Below are 20390 nucleotides of genomic sequence, written 5' to 3'. Positions count from 1 at the left end.
CTCCCCGGTTAGGAATTAAGCTAGCTGAATAAGTACGTCGCCCGTTTTTGTCGATTTCTGATTTGTAATAAACGCCTGGCGATCGCACTATTTGGTTGACAATTACCCGCTCGGCTCCGTTAATAATAAACGTGCCGCGATCGGTCATCAAAGGCAAATCGCCAATGAATACCTCTTGCTCTTTGATTTCCCCGGTTTCCTTATTAATCAACCGTGTGGGAACATACATTTGGACGGCATAAGTACTATCCCGACGTTTGGCTTCTTCAACGCTGTACTTTGGCTCCTTGAGTTTGTAGTTATGACCCAAAAAATGTAGTTCTAATTTGCCCGTATAATCTGTAATAGGACTAAAGGAGTTAAGTTCTTCTATCAGCCCTTCTTCCAAAAACCAGCGAAAGCTCGAACGCTGGATTTCAATCAAGTCGGGCAACAGAAAGGCGGGTTCCATGTATGTTTCTTTAGTCATGCCTCTTCCTTTGTCAACCTGGTAAAATTTTCCCTTGGACACTGCTGTTTTACGCTTCCCACTGCTAGCTAGTGTCCTTAGCTGTTTGGGAACTTCTTATTACACACTTGCTATTTACAGGTGTGGGCAAACGCAGCCATTAAAGCTGGAATGAGCAATTTGGACAAGGGGGTAATCGCCCGGAATCGGGGACTCAGACGCCAAAAACCCACTATAGTCTTGATTTAAGAAGAATATACAGTTGAGATATTCCTGAGTTTTATCTACTTTCTTCATTTTCCCTCCAAAAAGCGCGTTAATTTGCTGACGCAGCTCTAGACGGTGTGTCTTAAATCACCCGCCTATTTATACTCTCAGTGATATCCTAGATATCCTAAGACTGAGGGAATGATCCGCACCTTGTCGGCTTTGAATCAGAATCACTTCATTTTGCTGGATTGTACTCACAAGGCAATTTCGTTTAACGATTTTGAATAGGTTCGATACACACCAAACCGATGTTGTGCAATCTAGCTCAACTTGGGTTGGCACAGTTAGTCATGTGTAGAGAGCATCCGCTTGTAGAGATTTGGAGGATGGCCAAGCCGATAAGAGTATGGAAAATTAGGCTCAGAAATTTTAGGTTCCTTCCTTTATCATTATGGCGCAAGCAAAATGTTTTTGAGGGAATAATATTACCATATTTTCCCTCTCTAGAGTTTTATTTTTTTTTAGCACAACGGAATAAAAGAGAATTATTGCACACTTTATATTGACAGACCAAATAATTCACAGGCATTCTGGGTGGTTTGATGGGCGATCGCCTCTACCGTTTCCTGACGCAGTTTAGCTACTTGCTCGGCTACATATTGCACGTAGGCAGGCTCGTTGCGCCTCTGGCCTCGTTTAGGAACTGGGGCGAGAAATGGGCAGTCTGTTTCAATCAGTAAGCGATCGCTACTCACCATCGCAGCCGAGGATTGGATCGCTTTGGCGTTTTTGAACGTTACCGTCCCGCTAAAGCTGATGTAGAAGCCTAAATCGAGAAACCATTGAGTTTCTTCTGGCGTTCCTCCCCAGCAATGCATGACGCCCCGCACTCTTTCTCCTTTAATTTCCCGCCATTTTTGCAACACTTCTCTGGTTGCCACAGCAGCATCGCGGCAGTGGATAATCACTGGTAAGTTGAGTTCAGATGCGATCGCTAACTGCGACTCAAACACCATCACCTGATGCTCATAGTTATCAGCTTTGTAAAAATCCAGCCCCATTTCTCCAATTGCTACCACACCAGAGTCAGAACTCGCTAAAGTTTTGATTTTTTCGGCTGTCTCGTGATTCCATTTCTCAGCATCTAAAGGATGTAATCCTACGGCAAAGCTGATTTCGGGAAAGTCGTGCGCTATGGATTGAATGCTGGAAAACTCCTCTGGGTGAACACAGGAATGTACTAAACGTACTACTCCTGCTTCTTGCCACCGCGATCGCACTGTTGCTAAATCCGGCTGGAAACTATCAAAGTTGAGATGAACGTGCGTGTCTATCAGTTGCATTCTTTGCCCTTTGTCATTGGTCATAAATTATTAGCCCTGATCACGACTAAGCACAAATGACCGTCCGGGTGAATCTTTACTCCTGCGATCGCTAAACTCCTCAAGAGGGACACGCCCGCTACTCATTTTAATTCGCTCATGGGACAGCCCTGCGTTGGACGGGTTGAGAGACATAGAGTAAGTGGTGTGGAAACTTTCAAGACTACACTGGCTTGCCATTACCCTTGGCGTTTCACACCACTTACAAAAACTTTGGTAAGCTTTGTAACATGGTGTCTCCCTCATTCAGAAGAGGCCACTGACTCATCAATGACTATTGAGCAACTGCTTGAGTTAAAGGTTTTAGTTTATTAGCCAATCTTGACTTTTTCCTTGCCCCATTGTTTGGGTGAAGGACACCCCGCTTAGTCGCTTTATCGATTTTGGCGTAAGCCTCGGATAAGCGAGCCTGTGCTTCTTGTTTTAATTCTGGGGTAGGATTAGCTGTATAGACAGCTACAGCATTAATGTATTTCTTCATCAGCGTCTTGACTGCTGATTTGTAAGCTTTGTTACGCAGTCGGTTACGTTCTGCGATTTGGGCACGCTTGAGAGCAGACTTTGTATTCGCCACAGTCAATTCCAAAAATACTATTAATATGTACACACACTACTAGACTTACTAATATAGCATCCAAATTGCCAATGTTATAATTTCCTAAAAAAAATCTATCATTGGAAATTCGGTACTGGAGATTGGGGAAGATAGTTTTTAGTCCCCGCTCCCGAATCCCCAGTCCTTAATTTGGTGTGTCGTCAATTAAGGAAATGCGTTAAAATGAGGTACATGTAAAATAGTCACCCTAACTCATCACCTGGTTAAGCAATGTGATTGCCAATATAATAATCAATCTGTCCCGAAAACAGATGTATTGTCAAAGGCAAGAAACTGTAAAGAGCTAAATTTCAGGGGTTTCAAAGTATAGAATCGATACTATATTATCGCCTCTATACAGATGTTAACTACTAAAAGTTAGGAAAAGAAAAATTATACTCAGACCCTAACCCCTGTAAATCTGGGGGATTGGATGTGTCAATACACCACCTGCACCCCGCAAGGAGTGAGGGTAAGGGCGTAAGAGTAGCGGGAAATGGCACGCCTGCTTCCTGCCGCTAGCCAAGCCTTGGCTGGTTGGACTGAGCAATTAAGTGGCCTTCTCAAGCAAACTAGATGCTGGCAGACTTGAGAGTATCAAAAAAATCCAGGTTAAGCTAGAGAAGAGAATTAGAGTCAGCTTGCACACCCCAGTGGGTCAAGAGCAATACTAAATCTCAAGTGATCTTATTATAATTTTGGCATTGTCCTTACTCCATGCTGCGAATCATTACTCAGCAGGCAGACGTCAGAGCAGAACTACAACGGATCTGCGATCGCACCCATGACGAACAGGTGCTTCACAAAGAAGCAACGGTGCGGGAAGTTTTGCAAGCAGTGAAGCGCCAAGGCGACAAAGCTGTATTGCATTACACAGCCGAATTTGACAAACAAACCCTGAAAGCAGAAGAACTCCGAGTCACAGGCTCGGAACTAGATGCAGCCTATCAGCAGGTGTCAAAAGAGTTGTTGGGCGCAGTTCGGCTAGCTTGCCGCCAAATTGAAGCGTTTCATCGTCAGCGAGTCCCAAAAAGCTGGGTACACTTTGGCGACGATGAGGTAGTGCTGGGCAAACGCTACACCCCCGTAGATCGAGCGGGGTTGTATGTGCCTGGTGGTCGTGCCGCCTATCCCAGTACAGTGCTGATGAATGCAATTCCGGCTCATGTTGCTGCTGTACCTCACGTTGTCATGGTGACACCACCAGGCCCAGGGGGTGCAATTAACCCAGCAGTCTTGGTAGCTGCCCAAGAAGCAGGAGTGCAAGAAATTTATCGCATTGGAGGCGCACAAGCGATCGCCGCTTTAGCTTATGGCACAGAAACAATTCCGAAAGTGAATGTGATTACTGGGCCTGGTAACATTTATGTTACCCTAGCGAAAAAACTTGTCTATGGCACCGTTGGCATTGATTCTTTGGCAGGCCCCAGCGAAGTGTTGGTGATTGCCGATGAAACCGCAAATCCAGTGCATGTAGCTGCTGACTTGCTAGCCCAAGCCGAACACGATCCAATGGCTGCAGCAATTTTGCTGACAACGGATGCGGCTTTGGCGAAAAACGTGCAATTAGCCTTGGAAAGACAGCTAGTAGATCACCCACGGCGAATAGACACAGAAAAAGCGATCGCTCACTACGGCTTGATTGTGCTTGTGGAATCGCTCCAAGCAGCAGCAGAACTCTCAAATGAATTTGCCCCCGAACACCTGGAATTAGAAATCAAAGATCCTTGGGCACTCCTACCACAGATTCGCCACGCTGGGGCAATATTTTTGGGTTACTCTACACCAGAAGCTGTAGGAGACTATTTGGCAGGCCCTAACCACACCTTGCCAACTTCTGGTGCTGCCCGCTATGCTTCGGCATTAGGGGTGGAAACTTTCCTCAAACACTCTAGTATTATTCAATACTCCCAAACTGCGCTGCAAAATGTGGCTAGTGCCATTGATGTGCTAGCGACAGCAGAAGGTTTACCTTCCCATGCTGATTCAGTCCGACGCCGAATTCAGCAAGAAGAGTGATTTGGAATGCTTAATTTTTTTTAATACTGTTGGCAAAAGTCACTCGATAGACTCCAGATAAAAGTTTGGATGGCGATGTCTGACGACAAGCCGCTACGCGTCTACGCACGCTAATTGCTACCCTGCTTTAACGTGAATTCGACGGCTCATTATAGTGTCTGCTTAATTAGCTGAATTAAAAGACCTCTCCCTGCTTTTACTACGCAAAACCGTCCCTCTCCGAGTCGGAGAGGGACAGACTTGAACTTTAGTTCAAGGCAGGGAGAGGTTCGTCGAACTCACGTTGCTTTAATGGCACAATACACTTGGGTTAAAAAAAATTGTAGGTTGGGTTAAGCAAAGCGCAACCCAACAAAGCCCCGGAAATGTTGGGTTACCCTGCGGGAGGCCCCTTTGGGTCTACGTTCCTCAACCCAACCTACGCAGTTTAAGGTTTTTGGCGCTGACTGAACCGTATTGATATATGGCACAGTCTCGAATATATAAACTAAGTAGGCAGATGGAAAAATAATTTAGTGTAGCTGCCAACAAGTTTTGCTACATACTTATGTAAGGGGTCTACTCTTTAGGAGACGAAAGCGGTGCTAAAGAATATTTTGGTAGCTCTGGACGGTTCGGAAATTGGAGAACGAGTAATTAGGACTTTAGATAATTTGGCGTTGTCAAAAGATGCCAAGGTTATTCTCTGTCATGTCTTCCTTACGCCAGAGTCAGAAATGGAACTACCCGCTGATCGTCCTCAGCCAGAGTCACCAACATTTTCTTATTTTCAGATTGAAAAACAGCTGCAAGCCTATCAGGAAAACTTATCAGTCACAAGTGAGTTAGAACTGGTAACTGGTGATCCTGCCGAAGAGATTATTCGCCTTGCCAATATTTACAAAACTGACTTGATTATAATTGGCAGCCGGGGATTGATGGGGGTGAAGCGAATTGTGCAGGGTTCTGTTAGCAGTCAAGTCGTCGAAGAGGCAAACTGTTCGGTGTTGGTGGTAAAGCCGAATTAGAATCAGGTAAGCCAAGTAAGATCAATCGTGATAAACTCCAAAATTTTCTTTTGGGATTGGCAATCTCTGGCAGACTACTCATTTTTTATACATCTATTCAACTTGCTCTAGATTAGAATCTAGTCCCGCTCAATCAAAAGCTCTTTAGATTTTCTTTACAAATCACCTCTGATTTACGATAAACAGCTCCACAATTTTCTTGGCTATATCGGGCAAAAGCCTGGTATTCCATGTTACCATCTGGTACTCGATAACATGTGAAAAACCCTGTATGGTTAAAAATTTGACCAATAGTCTAGTTGTATTATCATTCCCATACACTTTCTAGTCGAAAGAATAGGCTTTATAAATATGTATCTTACTATCGCACAGATGCTCTGTTTTCTCCAGGCTTTATCAACAGTTGCCTACTAGCAACCGTTGATAAACTTTGTTAAATTTGTTGAAGAAAAGTATGTGGTTAAAAATAAACGTATGCTAGGATCTATCTAGAGCTACAAAAACGAACAATCTAGCTGAAATATTGCCCGAGTTAAGTAAACTAGCAATTATAGATAGGCATAAAGTAACTGAACCTTCCCGAACAGGATAGTTAGTTTATGATCCTTTATCTAGATAAACACTTGTTACTTGTGTCTTTACGTTTATTCTTTACCTTGTACTCAACTCACTTCTTGAGCGATGGCTATGCCAGCTCCGCCATTCCCACCAGCTCCGCCATTCCCACCAGCTCCGCTATTCCCACCAGCTCCGCCATTCCCACCAGCTCCGCCAGCGCCGCCAATGCCAATAAGGTTAATTACAGAGATAACTATAAAGACTTGAGTAGTGACTCTAGCAGGAAGGTTGCTGGATTTTTTCTTGCCAGCAGACAACATTGCTTCTTCATGGACGGTTAATGCAGTGAACAATCTGCTTTGCATAATATTTAAGTAATCGACTAGATTGTGATGATTAAAGTCACGTCACTCCAAAGTAATAGATATAAACGTAAACGAGTATATTTAGTAACTTGCTTGTGCCGTTAGAAGTATTATACGGCTCTTGCTAAATAGGTCAAGCAATTATTTTCTCAAGAAATAAAAATATATTATACCGCTTCCTCTTTAGCAAAGATACTACATAGTTAGGATTTATACAATTAGTTAGGATTTATACAATTTAATTAAAAATAAGCTTTTAGTTATAAACAAATCGCAGATGTCAATATATATTGATACAAGTATGGTGATCTAAAAGGTTGATTTTGTCAAAAAACGTATATGCCCAAAAATTTATAAATAAAGCTTATTATTAATGCTAATGAAGTAAGGAAAATGCCCAGAATTAAGGATATTATCAAGCAAACTAAATAACATTTTTTATACGAGTTACACTGAAATAAATTTCCAAAACTCAAAACTGGAATTCTGTATTTTTTAGATAAGTATTTTTGTGTATAAAATGCTTTTTACAATCATTTTATACAACACTACATTTAGTATATATAAGTTTTTTTAATAAACAAAGGTTTAGTTTTGCTTAATTATTTATTAATTTGAAAAAAGCTTTATTATTTTGCTAATACAAATTTTTTGCAAATAAATGAAGAAAGAGTAAAAATTTAGAGGAAAATTATAAAAATTTGGTGCTTCTATTAAAATATGGTATGCGGGTTTATCTAACTAACCCTCCATTAACTTTTTTCTAGCTAGAGAGATGTCCTAGAAACAAGGGGGATTTTTCTTGTCTCTACGTTCAGTCGATTCAACGTCCTTGAGTTGCCAGAAATTAACGTAAGCTTAACAAACTCAGCGTTTGACCCAAATTCAATGGCAAAATTGAAATTCCTTCCAAGCGGGATTGTACCCAACCTTCTCCTCAGTACGAGGTTAGGGGGGATCGAGGTTTCAGGTTTTGAGTGCGTAAGTCCTGTTACAATACGGTTCGGATAAGACTCGATCCCCCCAACCCCCCTTTTTAAGGGGGGCTAAAAATGGCTCTATTTCCCCCTTTTTAAGGGGGATCTTTAAGGTTTATGCACCTTAACCGAACCGTATTGAGTCCTGTTACTTTAAGACGGTGACTGAGCACAATTGTGGTTTTGCCTTTGTGACAAAACCCAAAAAAATAGCAGGGTTTTATCCCTGCATGATTAAATAAAAATTTGACCAACAGTCTAGTTGTATTATCATTCTCATAGACTTTATGGTCGGAACAATAGACTTGCCAAAATGGATCTCAGGAGATTTTGTAAATCTACTGGCACAGATGTTCCCTTTATTGTGAATGCAGCTCCTCCAGCTCCTCCAGCTCCTCCAGCTCCTCCAGCTCCTCCAGCTCCTCCAGCTCCTCCAGCTCCTCCAGCTCCTCCAGCTCCTCCAGCTCCTCCAGGTGCTCCGTTTTTTCCAGGTGCTCCGTTTTTTCCAGGTGCTCCGTTCTTTATAACTGTACCAGTAATGTTAACCTTACCACCAGACAAGTTTGCTTCTTCGCCTTCAGTTAATGAGATAAACATTGGGGATGTTTGAGTGCTTTCCATACTTAACCTAAGTTGCTAATTATCAGTTTTGAACTTTTGACAAAGCAGTTTTGACTTAAGATAATGAGAGCAAATGCGTACCAAAATGGCTATATTCCATATCTCAACAGAGAAAATATCGGAAATTATTGGTATGTTTAGCTGATTTCTCAAGTAGCAGCGCTTGTTTCCCTAGTGGACTACTCAAAGCAGAAGAGTATGTTTAGGGAAAAGCGCTACTGAAACTTATCTACGGTTCCTGGTGGGTAACGTCAATGTTAAGGTTGTTTAATAAAAGTAGATGAGTAACAATAAACCTATATTAGGATTACTGCGATCAAGAAACAGCTAATCGCTGGTAGGATTAAGTCGATTAGCAATTGAGGCGCACTGAAAAGTAACTTCACCTGCGGCAACAGGGGAAATTATTTCAAAGGCGACGCTTTATTGCTCTAAAGGTGCAGTTAATCGCGTTAAGACGCGTTTATTGTTTCCCTTCTACTAAACCTCATAAGTTTGCCTATTGCCTTAAGAGAATGAAATGCCAGTTCCGCCAGCTCCGCCAGCTCCGCCAGCTCCGCCATTTCCGCCACGGGTCAATAAGCCGCCAGCTCCGCCATTTCCGCCATTTCCGCCATTTCCGCCCCTACCGCCATTGCCAGTGAATGTAAATATAAGGCCAATAAAGCTTGTAACACCACCAGACAGATTGGCTTCTTCGTTGGTGCTTAATGCAGTAAACAATGTGTTTTCCATGATTATCCAGAAGTTATAAGTTGGACTGTGAGGTGAGATTGTGAGAAATATGGTCTATAGTTTGCCTATTGCCTTAAGAGAATGAAATGCCAGTTCCGCCACGTCCACCAGCTCCGCCATTTCCGCCATTTCCGCCGCCAGCTCCGCCATTTCCGCCATTTCCGCCATTTCCGCCATTTCCGCCAGTGCCAGTGAATCTAAATGTCACGCCAATAAAGCTTGTAACACCACCAGACAGATTGGCTTCTTCGTTGGTGCTTAATGAAGTAAACAATGTGTTTTCCATGATTATCCAGAAGTTATAAGTTGATATGGTCGATTTCTCAAGTAGCAGCGCTTGTTTCCCTAGTGGACTACTCAAAGCAGAAGAGTATGTTTAGGGAAAAGCGCTACTGAAACTTATCTACGGTTCCTGGTGGGTAACGTCAATGTTAAGGTTGTTTAATAAAAGTAGATGGGTAACAATAAACCTATATTAGGATTACTGCGATCAAGAAACAGCTAATCGCTGGTAGGATTAAGTCGATTAGCAATTGAGGCGCGTTTAAAAGTAACTTCACCTGCGGCAACAGGGGAAATTATTTCAAAGGCGACGCTTTATTCCTCTAAAGGTGCAGTTAATCGCGTCAAGACGTTTATTGTTTCCCTTCTACTAAACCTCATAAGTTTGCCTATTGCCTTAAGAGAATGAAATGCCAGTTCCGCCAGTTCCGCCAGCTCCGCCAGCTCCGCCATTTCCGCCAGGGGTTAATAAGCCGCCAGCTCCGCCAGTTCCGCCATTTCCGCCATTTCCGCCCCTACCGCCATTGCCAGTGAATGAAAATGTCACGCCAATAAAGGTTGTAACACCACCAGACAGATTGGCTTCTTCGTTGGTGCTTAATGCAGTAAACAATGTGTTTTCCATGATTATCCAGAAGTTATAAGTTGATATGGTCGATTTCTCAAGTAGCAGCGCTTGTTTCCCTAGTGGACTACTCAAAGCAGAAGAGTATGTTTAGGGAAAAGCGCTACTGAAACTTATCCACGCTTCCTGATGGGCAACGTCAATGTTAAGGTTGTTTAATAAAAGTAGATGGGTAACAATAAACCTATATTAGGATTACTGCGATCAAGAAACAGCTAATCGCTGGTAGGATTAAGTCGATTAGCAATTGAGGCGCGTTTAAAAGTAACTTCACCTGCGGCAACAGGGGAAATTATTTCAAACGCGACGCTTTATTCCTCTAAAGGTGCAGTTAATCGCGTTAAGACGCGTTTATTGTTTCCCTTCTACTAAACCTCATAAGTTTGCCTATTGCCTTAAGAGAATGAAATGCCAGTTCCGCCAGTTCCGCCAGTTCCGCCAGCTCCGCCATTTCCGCCAGGCGTTAATAAGCCGCCAGCTCCGCCAGTTCCGCCAGTTCCGCCATTCCCGCCAACTCCGCCAGTGCCAGTGAATGTAAATGTTAGACCAAGAAAGGTTGTAACACCACCAGACAGATTGGCTTCTTCGTTGGTGCTTAATGCAGTAAACAATGTGTTTTCCATGATTATCCAGAAGTTATAAGTAAGATTGTGATGGATATGGTCGATTTCTCAAGTAGCAGCGCTTGTTTCCCGACTGGACTACTCAAAGGAGAACAGTATGTTTAGGAAAAAGCGCTACAACTTATGTACGGTTTTTGGTAGGCAACGTCAATGTTAAGGTTTTTTAAGAACAGTAGATGAATAACAATAAACCTATGTTAGGATTACTGCGATCAAGAAACAGCTAATCGCTGGTAGGATTAAGTCGATTAGCAATTGAGGCGCGTTTAAAAGTAACTTCACCTGCGGCAACAGGGGAAATTATTTCAAACGCGACGCTTTATTGCTCTAAAGGTGCAGTTAACTGCGTCAAGACGTTTATTGTTTCCCTTCTACTAAACCTCATAAGTTTGCCTATTGCCTTAAGAGAATGAAATGCCAGTTCCGCCAGTTCCGCCAGCTCCGCCAGCTCCGCCATTTCCGCCTGGGGTCAGTAAGCCGGCAGCTCCGCCAGCTCCGCCATTTCCGCCAGTTCCGCCAGCTCCGCCATTGCCAGTGAATGTAAATGTTAGACCAAAAAAGGTTGTAACACCACCAGACAGATTGGCTTCTTCGTTGGTGCTTAATGCAGTAAACAATGTGCTTTCCATGATTTGAGTTCTCGCTTGATTGTTGGGATTAAAGTAACGTCACTCAAAAGTAATAGATAGAACCGTAAAGTGTATATTTAGTAACTTTTTTGTGTCGTTAGAAGTATTATACGACTCTTGCTAAAAAGGTCAAGCAACCAAATGTTTAAGAAATATATATTACAGGCCTTCAGCAAATAAATTATTTAGTTATTCTTTATACAAGTTTAATTAAAAATTTTATTTATCAAAAAATCGCAGGCGTCAATATTATATAGCGATTCATTATATAGCAATACGCTTGGGTTAAGCCCAAAAAATAAAAATGTGTAGGTTGGGTTGAGGGACGAAACCCAACATTTTCGGCCATTTGTTGGGTAACACTAAAGTTCAACCCAACCTACAATTATCCTTAACCCAAGCGTATTGCATTATATAGCGATTCTCATTTGAATGAGGTACACGGGTAGGGACACGGCATTGCCCATGCGTGTCAACTTAACGTGAAACCCTTGTCAAGACGTGATATTCAGTTCTCTGGCTTCCCATCACTCAACGCGTCACCCCACCCTAACCCTCCCCTTAGAAAGGGGAGGGAACTAAATTTCCTGTTTCCCCCCAATATATCGGGGGGATTAAGGGGGGTAAAACGCCTGTGGGACATGCATTTGAGCTTAAGTTGACACCAATGGGCATTGCCGTGTCCCTACGAGTATCTGTATTCATTTATGGTTAATTGTTTTTTCTGTACCTTACCCATGCGTGAACCGCTATATATTAAATATAGCGATCTAAAAGCTGAATTTTGTCAAAAAATCTATAAATTAAGTTAATTACGTATTTATACTGATAATATAATGAAAATGTAGAAATTTAAAGATATAGTCAACCAAACCAAGCAACATTTGTATACGAGTTGTACTTAAATAAATTTATAAAAGTCAAAACTGAAATTCTGGATTTTTGAATAAGTATTTTTATGTAATAATGTTTTTTCTTAATTATTTTATACAACACTTGGTTGAATGAATATAATTTCTTTTAATATAAAAACGTTTAACTTCGCTGAAAGATTTATTAATTTGAAAAAGCTTTATATTGATTAAACAAATTTTTTACAAATAAATGAAGAATGGATAAAATTTTAGATAAAAATTATAAAGATTTGTGTTAGTGCTAAAACGCGCTAATTGTGATTTAGACTTAGCTGTATATAACCTTGATATTTACATACTAACTACGTATAAACAAGGCACTTATCAGTAATAAAAGCAAAAGCCGTCGCTTTCGCCCCGGAGGGCGAAAACGCCAAAATTATGGAAGTTTTGCAAAAAATCTTATTGAAACGGAAGAGAGCTTTTATTTTTTAGATATCCCTAAATCTTGGTCGTCACGGTAACGCTAGATAGATTTTTTTAGCTAGCTTATTTGCACAACCAAAATGTTTTTTGGCGCTTATGCTCATTGACTCCCAACCAGACTTTCTTTGCCTAGTCGAAAGTGACGAATATCTTCCGCCAATCAATAGATGGACAAGGTTGGGAGGGATATTTTTAATTAGAAGTGTTGGCGCTGCCTTCAGCCTTGCAAGTGTCATTCAATAAAATATAATAGTGAAAGCTGATGCTACTGTCCGCCCAACTGGAGAAATACGGTTAGTGCAAGCAGCAACTGAGGGAAGGATCAAAAGCATTAAGGTGAAAGAAAATCAGGTTGTGAAAAAGGGAAATGCGATCGCACTCCTCGACAACTGCCAATTGCAAAGTAAAAAAAGGCAAATACTCGGAAATATCCGGCAGAATCAGTTACAACGAGCGCAAATCGATGCACAACTCAAACAAAGCGCTAAAAATTCAAATGACTCCTGATATGAGTCCAATGCAATGGGACAGGCGATCGCATCTATGAATCAATATCAGCAGATGGGAAATACGGGGGCGATCGCTATTCTGCAAATTAAGGCAGAACAAGCTTTTGAAGCTGCTGTTGCTAGACTATAACGGGCTAAGGCGGGGCTGAATCCCAGCGATGCTAATGTGGCGATCGTTTGTTTAGCCGCGACTTCCAGTCGTTAGCTACTCTGGCACAAGATGTGAGTTGACCAAGTTTATATAAAATAGGAGGATAAATTTGGCTTAGGTTTTTTATGAGTTCCCGCCGCATTCTCCAAGTTGGTGAATCTTATACTTTCAGCCGATATTTTGAATTGCCTTTCACGATTGATGATATTTTAGCCGAATTAAATTGCACTATTGAAAGGAAAAATCTAACATTACCTGAATCATCAGAAATTTTAGACATCCAATTTTTACAGCAGCAACTTCGCCGTAATTTATCTCATATTGATTTAGTTAATGAAACTACTAGACGTGAAGCTCTAATTGGCCCAATTTTGTTTGAAGTATGCGATTTAACTAACCAGAGACTCAATATAGAATATTCTATTGCTGTCAACAATTATCTGAAAGGGACTCTCGACTACTATATTGCAGCACCTCAAAATTTATTAGTCATCGAAGCCAAACAATCAGATTTAGTTCGAGGATTTACTCAACTCGCTGTTGAATTAATAGCACTTGATCAATGGACTAAATCCACATCTGAACTTCTATATGGAGCAGTTACGACTGGTGAAGACTGGCGTTTTGGAGTTTACCATCGTGCGAATCGTCAGGTGACTCAAGACCAGAAACGTTATCAAGTTCCAGAAGATTTATCTGTGCTGGTAAAAATTCTTGTAGGTATTATTTCTGCTTCATAAACTGGGGACTGGGGACGCAAAAAATAACCAATGCCCAATCCCCAATCCCTTTACGTCAATCGATTCAACGCTCTTGAGTTGCCAAAAACTGACGCAAGCTTAACAAACTCAGCGTTTGACCCAAATTCAAGGGCAAAAGTGAAACTCCTTCCAAGCGAGATTGCACCCAACCTTCTCCCCAGTACCATTCGTGGAACCCGTCAATGCCTCCGCTGAGTACCAAGCGGAGGCAGTTGGATTTTACAATGTCTACTTGATGATGAATCGCAACTGGCCCAGTCCAGGTAGTAAACTGGAATCCGGGAAGCAGTTCTTCTGGCATTCCTGGCGCAAAGCGTTGCCCTAAGAGCCATTTTTCTAGTTGCACCGGATGCAGCAGACTGTCACGAATTGCATCTGTTGATGCTTCGATTTCAATCCGCAGTTGGCTTTGTTGAAAATTACCCAGCATTTTTATAGGATTACCTAAAGGTGAGATATCGCTATTTCTAATATTGCAAATACAATCACTGATTATTACGGCGTCACTTTTCTACCAGCAGAGAACTTAGAATAGAAAAAGTGAACTTGTTAAGAAATGTAAGGTTATTCATGGCGGATCAGTTAATTCGTGCAACAGCAGCCGAAGGTGGAATTCGTGCCGTAGGTGTGATCACCACACGTTTAACAGAAGAAGCACGGGGGCGGCACAAGCTTTCTTATGTGGCAACGGCAGCACTGGGTCGGACTATGGCGGCGGGCTTGTTAATGGCTTCTAGTATGAAGCGAACTGGGTCGAGGGTCAACGTCCGGGTGAAGGGCGATGGGCCTTTGGGTGGCATATTGGTAGATGCAGGCTTAGATGGTACGGTACGCGGCTATGTGGGAAATCCATCGGTGGAATTGCCTCCCAATGCCAAAGGGAAGCTAGATGTTGGTGGTGCAGTGGGTGGTGGCTATCTCTACGTTGTCCGGGATATTGGTTACGGTTACCCCTACTCTAGTACTGTTGAACTAGTTTCTGGCGAAATTGGCGATGATGTGGCTCATTATCTGGTGAATTCCGAACAAACACCTTCGGCTTTAGTTTTAGGTGTGTTTGTGGGAGCAGGTGGAGTAACTGCGGCTGGAGGATTACTCATACAAGTATTGCCCAAAGCTGCTAGAGACGAAGCTTTAGTAGAAACGTTGGAATCACGGGTTGCTGGTCTAGCAGGATTTACGCCATTGTTGCAAGCTGGGAAGACTTTAACTGAAATCTTTAACGACTTGTTGGGAGACATGGGGCTGGTAATCTTTCCCGAACGGCAAATGCTGCGCTTCCACTGTGGTTGTTCTTTTGATCGCGTTTTGGGGGCACTGAAGATTTTGGGAGAAGCTGAACTGCAAGATATGATTATTAAAGATGATGGTGCTGAAGCAACTTGCGAGTTTTGCGGCAACGTTTACCAGGCAAGTAGCGATCAGTTAACTCAATTAATTGCCGATTTGCAAGCTGAATCTACCGTTTCAGGATAACGTATAAAATAGCACTGATTTTTTAGATTGATAATGATATTCTGTGGAGAGAGATATTCAAAAAAGTAGCTTTTTAATTATGAGAAAGTTACTATGTCAACAATGGAATTATCGACCTAAAACAGAGCGGTATTCAATTATTTTGGTGTGAGAGATGACAGAGCGGGATATTCCAGACAGTTGGTCTTCAGCCAGTGGAAGAGAGCCAGATCAAAACAAAAGATTATCCCGAACAGAACAATTCGGTGAAACTCAGCCATTTGATGCCCCAGTTACTGGTTCTACCTCCAAGTCAGTGAAGCGGCGAAAAAAAAACCATACGGAAGGATTACCTATAAATAGTAATTCAAAAGAAACTGTACAACTCAGTAGAAATCCTGCGAAATTGCCACGCTGGATGAAAAGCTGGGTGTTGTGGCTGGTACTGCTAACTTTGATTCCCGGCAGTGTAGCATTCTTGGCAATGGCAATGCTGCTAAAGTTGCCAACTGCCCCTAATTGCCCCTCGATTTTCTGGCCGCTAGCTAGTGCTTCGGTGCGGTTACACTGCGCTCAGTTGGCGGCTTCTAAACAGACAGTGAACGACCTATTGCAAGCGATCGCTCTGGTGAAGCAACTACCGCAAAATCACCCGTTGCATGGAGAAATTGATCGTTTCATCGAAGAATGGTCACGGGATATTTTGAAGCTAGCCGATCAAAGTTTCCAAACAGGTAATTTAGAGGAAGCGATCGCTACTGCTCAGAAAATACCCGAAGATGTGACCGCTTATAAATTAGTCAATGAGCAAATTGACAAATGGCAGTCAATTTGGTCAAAGGCAGAAGCCACATACAACGGTGCGATCGCCCAAGTCAAGGAACGGCGATGGCAATCGGCATTTATGTTATCCGCCAAAATGCTGCGCGTAGACAATCAATACTGGGCGGGTACTAAATACGACCAATTGAATCGTCTAATTGCCACAGCGCGGGAAGATGGCGATAAGTTAGGAAAAGCCGAAAATTTAGCAAACAGCAAAGTTGTCGATAATTTATTAGAAGCTATCAAGTTAGCTCAGTCCATTGGGCAAGAAAGTTACATTTACCAAAAAGCTCAGGAAGCGATTCCGGTATTTGGACGTAAAATGCTGAAGTTGGCACAGGCAAAACTAGATAAGCAGGATGCGGATGAAGCACTGGATATTGCTAGACAAATTCCAGAGATTGCGAAATTACAGGGCGAAACAGATGACTTTATCGCCATAGCTGACGCGAAAAGGAGTGCTTGGATAGGTAATGTTTCTGGTTTAGAGGCTGCGATCGCTCAAGCACAACAAATTGATCCTTCCAGACCAGTGTATAACGAAGCACAGCAGCTGATTGCTCGTTGGCAATTGGAAATTGAAGATGTTGCCAATCTAGAAAAAGCGAGAATATTAGCTAGCCAGGGAACAGTCCCTAATTTAACAGCAGCGATCGCTCAAGTGCAGCTGATTCCTGCGAGTAATCCCAGGGCCACAGAAGCTAGGCAAGAAATGGGTCGCTGGCGTGCCCAAGTGGAGACAATTGAAGATCAACCTTATTTAGAACGCGCCGAACAGATAGCAATATTTGATGATATCAATTCCTTGCAAGCTGCGATCGCCCAAGCCAGCGAAATTCGTAGAGGTCGTGCATTATATCCAGAAGCACGGAAAAAAATTCGCACTTGGGTAGGAAAGATTCAGCGAATTCAAGACCAACCCTACTTAGATCAGGCACAAGAACTGGCTCAAAGTGGAGATATCACTGCCGCCATTAGCGTAGCTCAACAAATTGCCTCGTCGGGAAGGGCGCTTTCACAAGAAGCACAAGCTGCGATAAATGAGTGGGAAGGGCAAATCCGCACCAGAGAAAACTGGAGAAAAGCCCAGGAAGTGGGCGCAGCTGGCACGCCAGAAGCATTGGTTGAAGCAATACGGTTGGCAGATCGGGTTTCAAATAATAGCATCTTGCGTATGGATGCGAATCTAGCTATTGACCAGTGGAGTCAGCAATTGTTAGAAATAGCACGCTCTCAAGGTCAGTCTGATATTGCCAGAGGGATTGACATTGCCAAATCGATTCCACGCGGTAGTGCTGCTTACAGTGCGGCGCAAGAGCAAATTAGGGCTTGGCAGGAATTTCTCAATCCTCAACCAGAACCTCAGCCTCAGCCTCAGCCTGAATCTCTACCATTTCCTCAATCAACTACTACTAATGGGCAGTAATATCCTTATTAACAATTCAGTTAAAACCTTTTGATTCAGCATTTTCAAAGGCATATCAGGGATGCCACAGTGTAGAGAAGAACTTTTCTCAATGTGTCTCATACAATATTTTTCAAGTAGGGTAGCACAGCTAACTGTGCTACCTTACGAAAATTTATTCCCCCATAGCTTCTCCCCATTCCTTAATGACAGAAAATAGTGATGAGTAATCATCATCAGCAAATGACATTTTCACGGCTGTTTGCAAGATTTGCCGAACACCTTTAATACTGCTGAGATCCAAACTCTGAGATTTTGCTTCCGAGATAAATAATTCTGTATCTTTGAGCAAGTGTTTTGTGGGGAAATTCGGATCAGCATAATTGCCATCCAACATCCGTTGTAGCTTTTTGTCAAAGGTCGGTGCGTAGAGTGGACTGTCGCGCAATATTTGCATAAACACATCCACATCAACACCCTGACGCTGGACAAAAGCCAGGCTCAAAGCAAAGCTAGTTGTCAGGGAAGCTATTAGTTGATTTAGTGCCAATTTGAGCGCCGCCGCAGATCCCACTGGCCCGATAAGTAAAGGTTCTGTCCCAAAATTTTGGAGTAACTTCAAGTGGCGTTCATATTGTTCTGGCTCGGCCCCTACCATAACACTCAACTTGCCAGCTTTTGCTTCTGGGATACTCCCTAATACAGGTGCTTCTAAATACTCACCACCACCCGCAACAACTGCATCTCTAATTTCCTGGCTTTCTGTAGGAGTAATTGTTCCCATTTGGATGATTGTGCGCCCTTGCAAAGTTTGCCAAGCAGTGTCTGAAAGCAACACATTATAAATGGCCGGGGCATTAGTCAGCATGAGGATTACGGACTCAGCAGCACGAATGGCGTGGCGGGGATGTGTAACAATTTCAGCCCCAGCTGCTTGTAGTGGTGCTAATTTTTCTGGGGTGCGATTATAGGCAATTAGCTGTATATCTGCGGCTAATAACCTTTGAGCCATTGGTAGTCCCATCAGTCCAGTTCCCAGAAATGCCACCTTCATTTTTCACGTTCCTTTGGTACAGCGTCACTGATAGCGTTCGCGAGTGCGTCTTCAAGAGTTGCGTTAGCGAGTATTCGTACCCCTACGGGGATCTTGCTACGCGCAACGTCTCGTAGAGAGCGTCACAGCCTGTTGTAGACATCACGTTTCCATCGTTTGATTTTAATATCAGTTATCAGTGAACAGTTATCTCTAAATACTGATAACTGTTTACTGACTAGTGACTAAGGGATTTCCAAGAAATAAACGAACCACAGAGACGCAGAGAAGCCAGTGCGTTGGGCGGGTTCCCCGACTTGAGGCAACTGGCGCGACACAGAGAGAGGAGAAATAGAGAGGGTTTTGTGTCCGTTTTGAGATATTTTTTATTTGGAAGTCCCTAACGTCTCTGCCGATTAGCCACCAGCGGCAAAAGTGGCCATAATTATCACTGAAAGTAAAATTCCTGGAGTAAGTAAGGTTACTAGCATTAACAGGTCATGAGTGGACATAACTATTACTTTGGTATTGTGTTTAACTTTACAGTAATCATTGTTATGCTAGTCTAAATAAGACCGATACTGCATTCTTAAATAGAGTTTTAACTTTCAAATTTACTTTTACTCTGGCAGGGTCAATCCTTTGAGGGGTTGAGAAATTTCTATCTTATCCAGACCTTTGCTCTGAATTAAGACTCGAAAGCCGCCGAGTCCTGTGGGATCTAGAAGCTGGTGTAGTGAGTCCCGGCGCTGTAGTAACTGTGAAAGGGGTTGCTTTTGATCACAAAGGGCAGCAATGCGTTCGCCTAACCCCAACGCCATCAAAAATAATCCCTGTTGAATAAAACCAATATTCTTTAAATTGTACTTCTCACCCCAGAGTTCCAAAGCCGTAAAGTCAACATGGGCAGTGATATCTTGTCGCCCAATATTAATATAGGGGTTGTCATGGAAATGATGATGGTAATAACACTGTAGCGTTCCTTGCGATCGCCTGGGATTGTAGTAACGACTGGCAGGGTAGCCATAATCAATTGTTAACACATAACCGCGCTGCAAGCGGTCTGCTACTATACTCAACCAGTCTAGAGCAGCTAAATTAATTTCACTACGGTAATCATCTGGATATGCATTTTGGGTAAAGTCGATTCCTACTAAGTCTAAATATTGCGCCAGTTGGGGCGTTGAAGGTTCTCCTGTGACTTCCACAAATGATGGGCATGAGGCATTGGTTTCTTTCTCATTCTTATCTGTGGTTACATAAATTTCTTGTAGTTTTCCCGTTTCTAGGATGAATTGATGGACGGGGAAAGCATCTACTAATTCATTAGAAAAAAAGCAGCCTGCGATCGCATTTGGTGGTATATCCTCTACATTGCACCAACGCACGGGTAAATCTTGCAAGCGTTGCTGCTGTTCTTGTCTTAAAGTTGGGGACTTTTCAACAATGATGTACTCCAGTGCAGTAAAAAAATCTGGGTAGCGTAGCTGATGATATTTAAGGATATGCAATGCCAGCAATCCTTGACCTGCTCCCATTTCTACCAGAGAAAACGGTACAGGTTTTCCTAAAATCTCCCACATCTGAAAAAATTGTTCTGCGAGTAACTCGCCAAAGTCAGCACAAAGGTTAGGAGAGGTGAAAAAATCACCACCCTGAAAACCTATTTTGACTGCATCACTGGAATAGTAGCCATGTTCAGGGTGGTATAATACCATATCCATGAATTCAGCAAAAGTAATTCGCTGTTGGGGACTAGTGGTAATGTGATGAGCGATCGCTGCACACAATGCTGGATTTGAATCCATAAAATTTGATATTGATTGGGGAGTAGA

18 protein-coding genes and 1 pseudogene are annotated in these 20390 nt (G+C 42.6%); 6 read left to right on the top strand and 13 right to left on the bottom strand.

The features are described from left to right. The 3 genes and pseudogenes from LC653_RS33445 to rpsT all read right to left on the bottom strand — a co-directional run. Nucleotides 1-469, bottom strand: a pseudogene (locus tag LC653_RS33445) (DNA-directed RNA polymerase subunit beta); the annotation flags it as partial. A gap of 746 nt (nucleotides 470-1215) precedes the next feature. After that, nucleotides 1216-2001, bottom strand: a complete 786-nt coding sequence (locus tag LC653_RS33440; protein WP_229499010.1) for a TatD family hydrolase — start codon at nucleotides 1999-2001, stop codon at nucleotides 1216-1218. A 313-nt stretch (nucleotides 2002-2314) separates the two neighbouring features. Then, complete coding sequence (rpsT, locus tag LC653_RS33435) at nucleotides 2315-2614, bottom strand: 30S ribosomal protein S20 (protein ID WP_229489171.1); 300 nt, start codon at nucleotides 2612-2614, stop codon at nucleotides 2315-2317. Nucleotides 2615-3352: 738 nt separating this feature from the next. On the opposite strand from rpsT, the gene hisD reads away from it, so the two are divergent. Both hisD and LC653_RS33425 read left to right on the top strand, forming a co-directional pair. Further along, nucleotides 3353-4654 carry a histidinol dehydrogenase gene (hisD, locus tag LC653_RS33430; protein ID WP_229499008.1) on the top strand — a complete coding sequence of 434 codons (1302 nt, stop codon included), beginning with the start codon at nucleotides 3353-3355 and terminating at the stop codon, nucleotides 4652-4654. Nucleotides 4655-5235: 581 nt separating this feature from the next. Further along, entirely contained in the window at nucleotides 5236-5661 is a 426-nt protein-coding gene (locus LC653_RS33425) for a universal stress protein (protein WP_229499007.1), read from the top strand. A gap of 662 nt (nucleotides 5662-6323) precedes the next feature. Here LC653_RS33425 and LC653_RS33420 read toward each other — a convergent pair. From LC653_RS33420 to LC653_RS33390, 7 genes are all read right to left on the bottom strand, one after another. Continuing rightward, the gene (locus tag LC653_RS33420) at nucleotides 6324-6584 is read right to left on the bottom strand and encodes a hypothetical protein (RefSeq protein WP_229499006.1); all 261 of its coding nucleotides are present in this window, start codon (nucleotides 6582-6584) and stop codon (nucleotides 6324-6326) included. Nucleotides 6585-7846: 1262 nt separating this feature from the next. Then, nucleotides 7847-8182 carry a hypothetical protein gene (locus tag LC653_RS33415; protein ID WP_229499005.1) on the bottom strand — a complete coding sequence of 112 codons (336 nt, stop codon included), beginning with the start codon at nucleotides 8180-8182 and terminating at the stop codon, nucleotides 7847-7849. A 507-nt stretch (nucleotides 8183-8689) separates the two neighbouring features. Next, complete coding sequence (locus LC653_RS33410; RefSeq protein ID WP_229499003.1) at nucleotides 8690-8917, bottom strand: hypothetical protein; 228 nt, start codon at nucleotides 8915-8917, stop codon at nucleotides 8690-8692. A 73-nt stretch (nucleotides 8918-8990) separates the two neighbouring features. Next, the gene (locus LC653_RS33405; RefSeq protein WP_229499001.1) at nucleotides 8991-9203 is read right to left on the bottom strand and encodes a hypothetical protein; all 213 of its coding nucleotides are present in this window, start codon (nucleotides 9201-9203) and stop codon (nucleotides 8991-8993) included. Nucleotides 9204-9596: 393 nt separating this feature from the next. Further along, nucleotides 9597-9824, bottom strand: a complete 228-nt coding sequence (locus tag LC653_RS33400; protein ID WP_229498998.1) for a hypothetical protein — start codon at nucleotides 9822-9824, stop codon at nucleotides 9597-9599. Between the two features lie 395 nt (nucleotides 9825-10219). Beyond that, nucleotides 10220-10447, bottom strand: a complete 228-nt coding sequence (locus LC653_RS33395; RefSeq protein WP_229498996.1) for a hypothetical protein — start codon at nucleotides 10445-10447, stop codon at nucleotides 10220-10222. 401 nt (nucleotides 10448-10848) lie between these two features. Next, nucleotides 10849-11076 (bottom strand): hypothetical protein, encoded by a 228-nt coding sequence (locus tag LC653_RS33390; RefSeq protein ID WP_229498994.1) that lies wholly within the window; start codon nucleotides 11074-11076, stop codon nucleotides 10849-10851. A gap of 1592 nt (nucleotides 11077-12668) precedes the next feature. Here LC653_RS33390 and LC653_RS46000 point away from each other — a divergent pair. Further along, nucleotides 12669-12923: an HlyD family secretion protein gene (locus LC653_RS46000; protein WP_229498992.1), complete on the top strand. Its 255-nt coding sequence runs from the start codon at nucleotides 12669-12671 to the stop codon at nucleotides 12921-12923. Nucleotides 12924-13201: 278 nt separating this feature from the next. After that, nucleotides 13202-13816, top strand: coding sequence for a hypothetical protein (locus tag LC653_RS33380; protein ID WP_229498990.1), 615 nt, complete (start codon nucleotides 13202-13204; stop codon nucleotides 13814-13816). Between the two features lie 64 nt (nucleotides 13817-13880). Here the strand turns inward: LC653_RS33380 and LC653_RS33375 are convergent, their stop codons facing one another. After that, on the bottom strand, nucleotides 13881-14267 hold the full coding sequence (locus LC653_RS33375) for a hypothetical protein (RefSeq protein ID WP_229498988.1): 387 nt from the start codon (nucleotides 14265-14267) through the stop codon (nucleotides 13881-13883). A 140-nt stretch (nucleotides 14268-14407) separates the two neighbouring features. Between LC653_RS33375 and hslO the strand changes: the two genes are divergently transcribed. Both hslO and LC653_RS33365 read left to right on the top strand, forming a co-directional pair. Next, nucleotides 14408-15313 carry an Hsp33 family molecular chaperone HslO gene (hslO, locus tag LC653_RS33370; protein ID WP_229498986.1) on the top strand — a complete coding sequence of 302 codons (906 nt, stop codon included), beginning with the start codon at nucleotides 14408-14410 and terminating at the stop codon, nucleotides 15311-15313. A 154-nt stretch (nucleotides 15314-15467) separates the two neighbouring features. Further along, on the top strand, nucleotides 15468-17543 hold the full coding sequence (locus LC653_RS33365; protein ID WP_229498984.1) for a type 2 periplasmic-binding domain-containing protein: 2076 nt from the start codon (nucleotides 15468-15470) through the stop codon (nucleotides 17541-17543). 154 nt (nucleotides 17544-17697) lie between these two features. Here LC653_RS33365 and LC653_RS33360 read toward each other — a convergent pair whose 3' ends face one another. Then, on the bottom strand, nucleotides 17698-18576 hold the full coding sequence (locus LC653_RS33360; RefSeq protein ID WP_229498982.1) for an NAD(P)-dependent oxidoreductase: 879 nt from the start codon (nucleotides 18574-18576) through the stop codon (nucleotides 17698-17700). Nucleotides 18577-19175: 599 nt separating this feature from the next. Continuing rightward, nucleotides 19176-20363: a class I SAM-dependent methyltransferase gene (locus LC653_RS33355; RefSeq protein WP_229498980.1), complete on the bottom strand. Its 1188-nt coding sequence runs from the start codon at nucleotides 20361-20363 to the stop codon at nucleotides 19176-19178. Nucleotides 20364-20390 lie beyond the last annotated feature (27 nt).

Source organism: Nostoc mirabile CHAB5784 (assembly GCF_020829645.1).
Taxonomy (GTDB): Bacteria; Cyanobacteriota; Cyanobacteriia; order Cyanobacteriales; family Nostocaceae; genus Nostoc; species Nostoc mirabile.
Note: the sequence above shows the minus strand (reverse complement) of the source record. Positions and strands in the feature narration are given on the sequence as shown.

Bases quoted from the DNA above. Each gene is read 5' to 3' on its own strand.
- LC653_RS33440 (WP_229499010.1), bottom strand. From the start codon at position 2,001: ATGCAACTGATAGACACGCACGTTCATCTCAACTTTGATAGTTTCCAG.
- hisD (WP_229499008.1), top strand. From the start codon at position 3,353: ATGCTGCGAATCATTACTCAGCAGGCAGACGTCAGAGCAGAACTACAA.
- LC653_RS33420 (WP_229499006.1), bottom strand. From the start codon at position 6,584: ATGCAAAGCAGATTGTTCACTGCATTAACCGTCCATGAAGAAGCAATG.
- LC653_RS33415 (WP_229499005.1), bottom strand. From the start codon at position 8,182: ATGGAAAGCACTCAAACATCCCCAATGTTTATCTCATTAACTGAAGGC.
- LC653_RS33410 (WP_229499003.1), bottom strand. From the start codon at position 8,917: ATGGAAAACACATTGTTTACTGCATTAAGCACCAACGAAGAAGCCAAT.
- LC653_RS33405 (WP_229499001.1), bottom strand. From the start codon at position 9,203: ATGGAAAACACATTGTTTACTTCATTAAGCACCAACGAAGAAGCCAAT.
- LC653_RS33400 (WP_229498998.1), bottom strand. From the start codon at position 9,824: ATGGAAAACACATTGTTTACTGCATTAAGCACCAACGAAGAAGCCAAT.
- LC653_RS33395 (WP_229498996.1), bottom strand. From the start codon at position 10,447: ATGGAAAACACATTGTTTACTGCATTAAGCACCAACGAAGAAGCCAAT.
- LC653_RS33390 (WP_229498994.1), bottom strand. From the start codon at position 11,076: ATGGAAAGCACATTGTTTACTGCATTAAGCACCAACGAAGAAGCCAAT.
- LC653_RS33380 (WP_229498990.1), top strand. From the start codon at position 13,202: ATGAGTTCCCGCCGCATTCTCCAAGTTGGTGAATCTTATACTTTCAGC.
- LC653_RS33375 (WP_229498988.1), bottom strand. From the start codon at position 14,267: ATGCTGGGTAATTTTCAACAAAGCCAACTGCGGATTGAAATCGAAGCA.
- hslO (WP_229498986.1), top strand. From the start codon at position 14,408: ATGGCGGATCAGTTAATTCGTGCAACAGCAGCCGAAGGTGGAATTCGT.
- LC653_RS33365 (WP_229498984.1), top strand. From the start codon at position 15,468: ATGACAGAGCGGGATATTCCAGACAGTTGGTCTTCAGCCAGTGGAAGA.
- LC653_RS33360 (WP_229498982.1), bottom strand. From the start codon at position 18,576: ATGAAGGTGGCATTTCTGGGAACTGGACTGATGGGACTACCAATGGCT.
- LC653_RS33355 (WP_229498980.1), bottom strand. From the start codon at position 20,363: ATGGATTCAAATCCAGCATTGTGTGCAGCGATCGCTCATCACATTACC.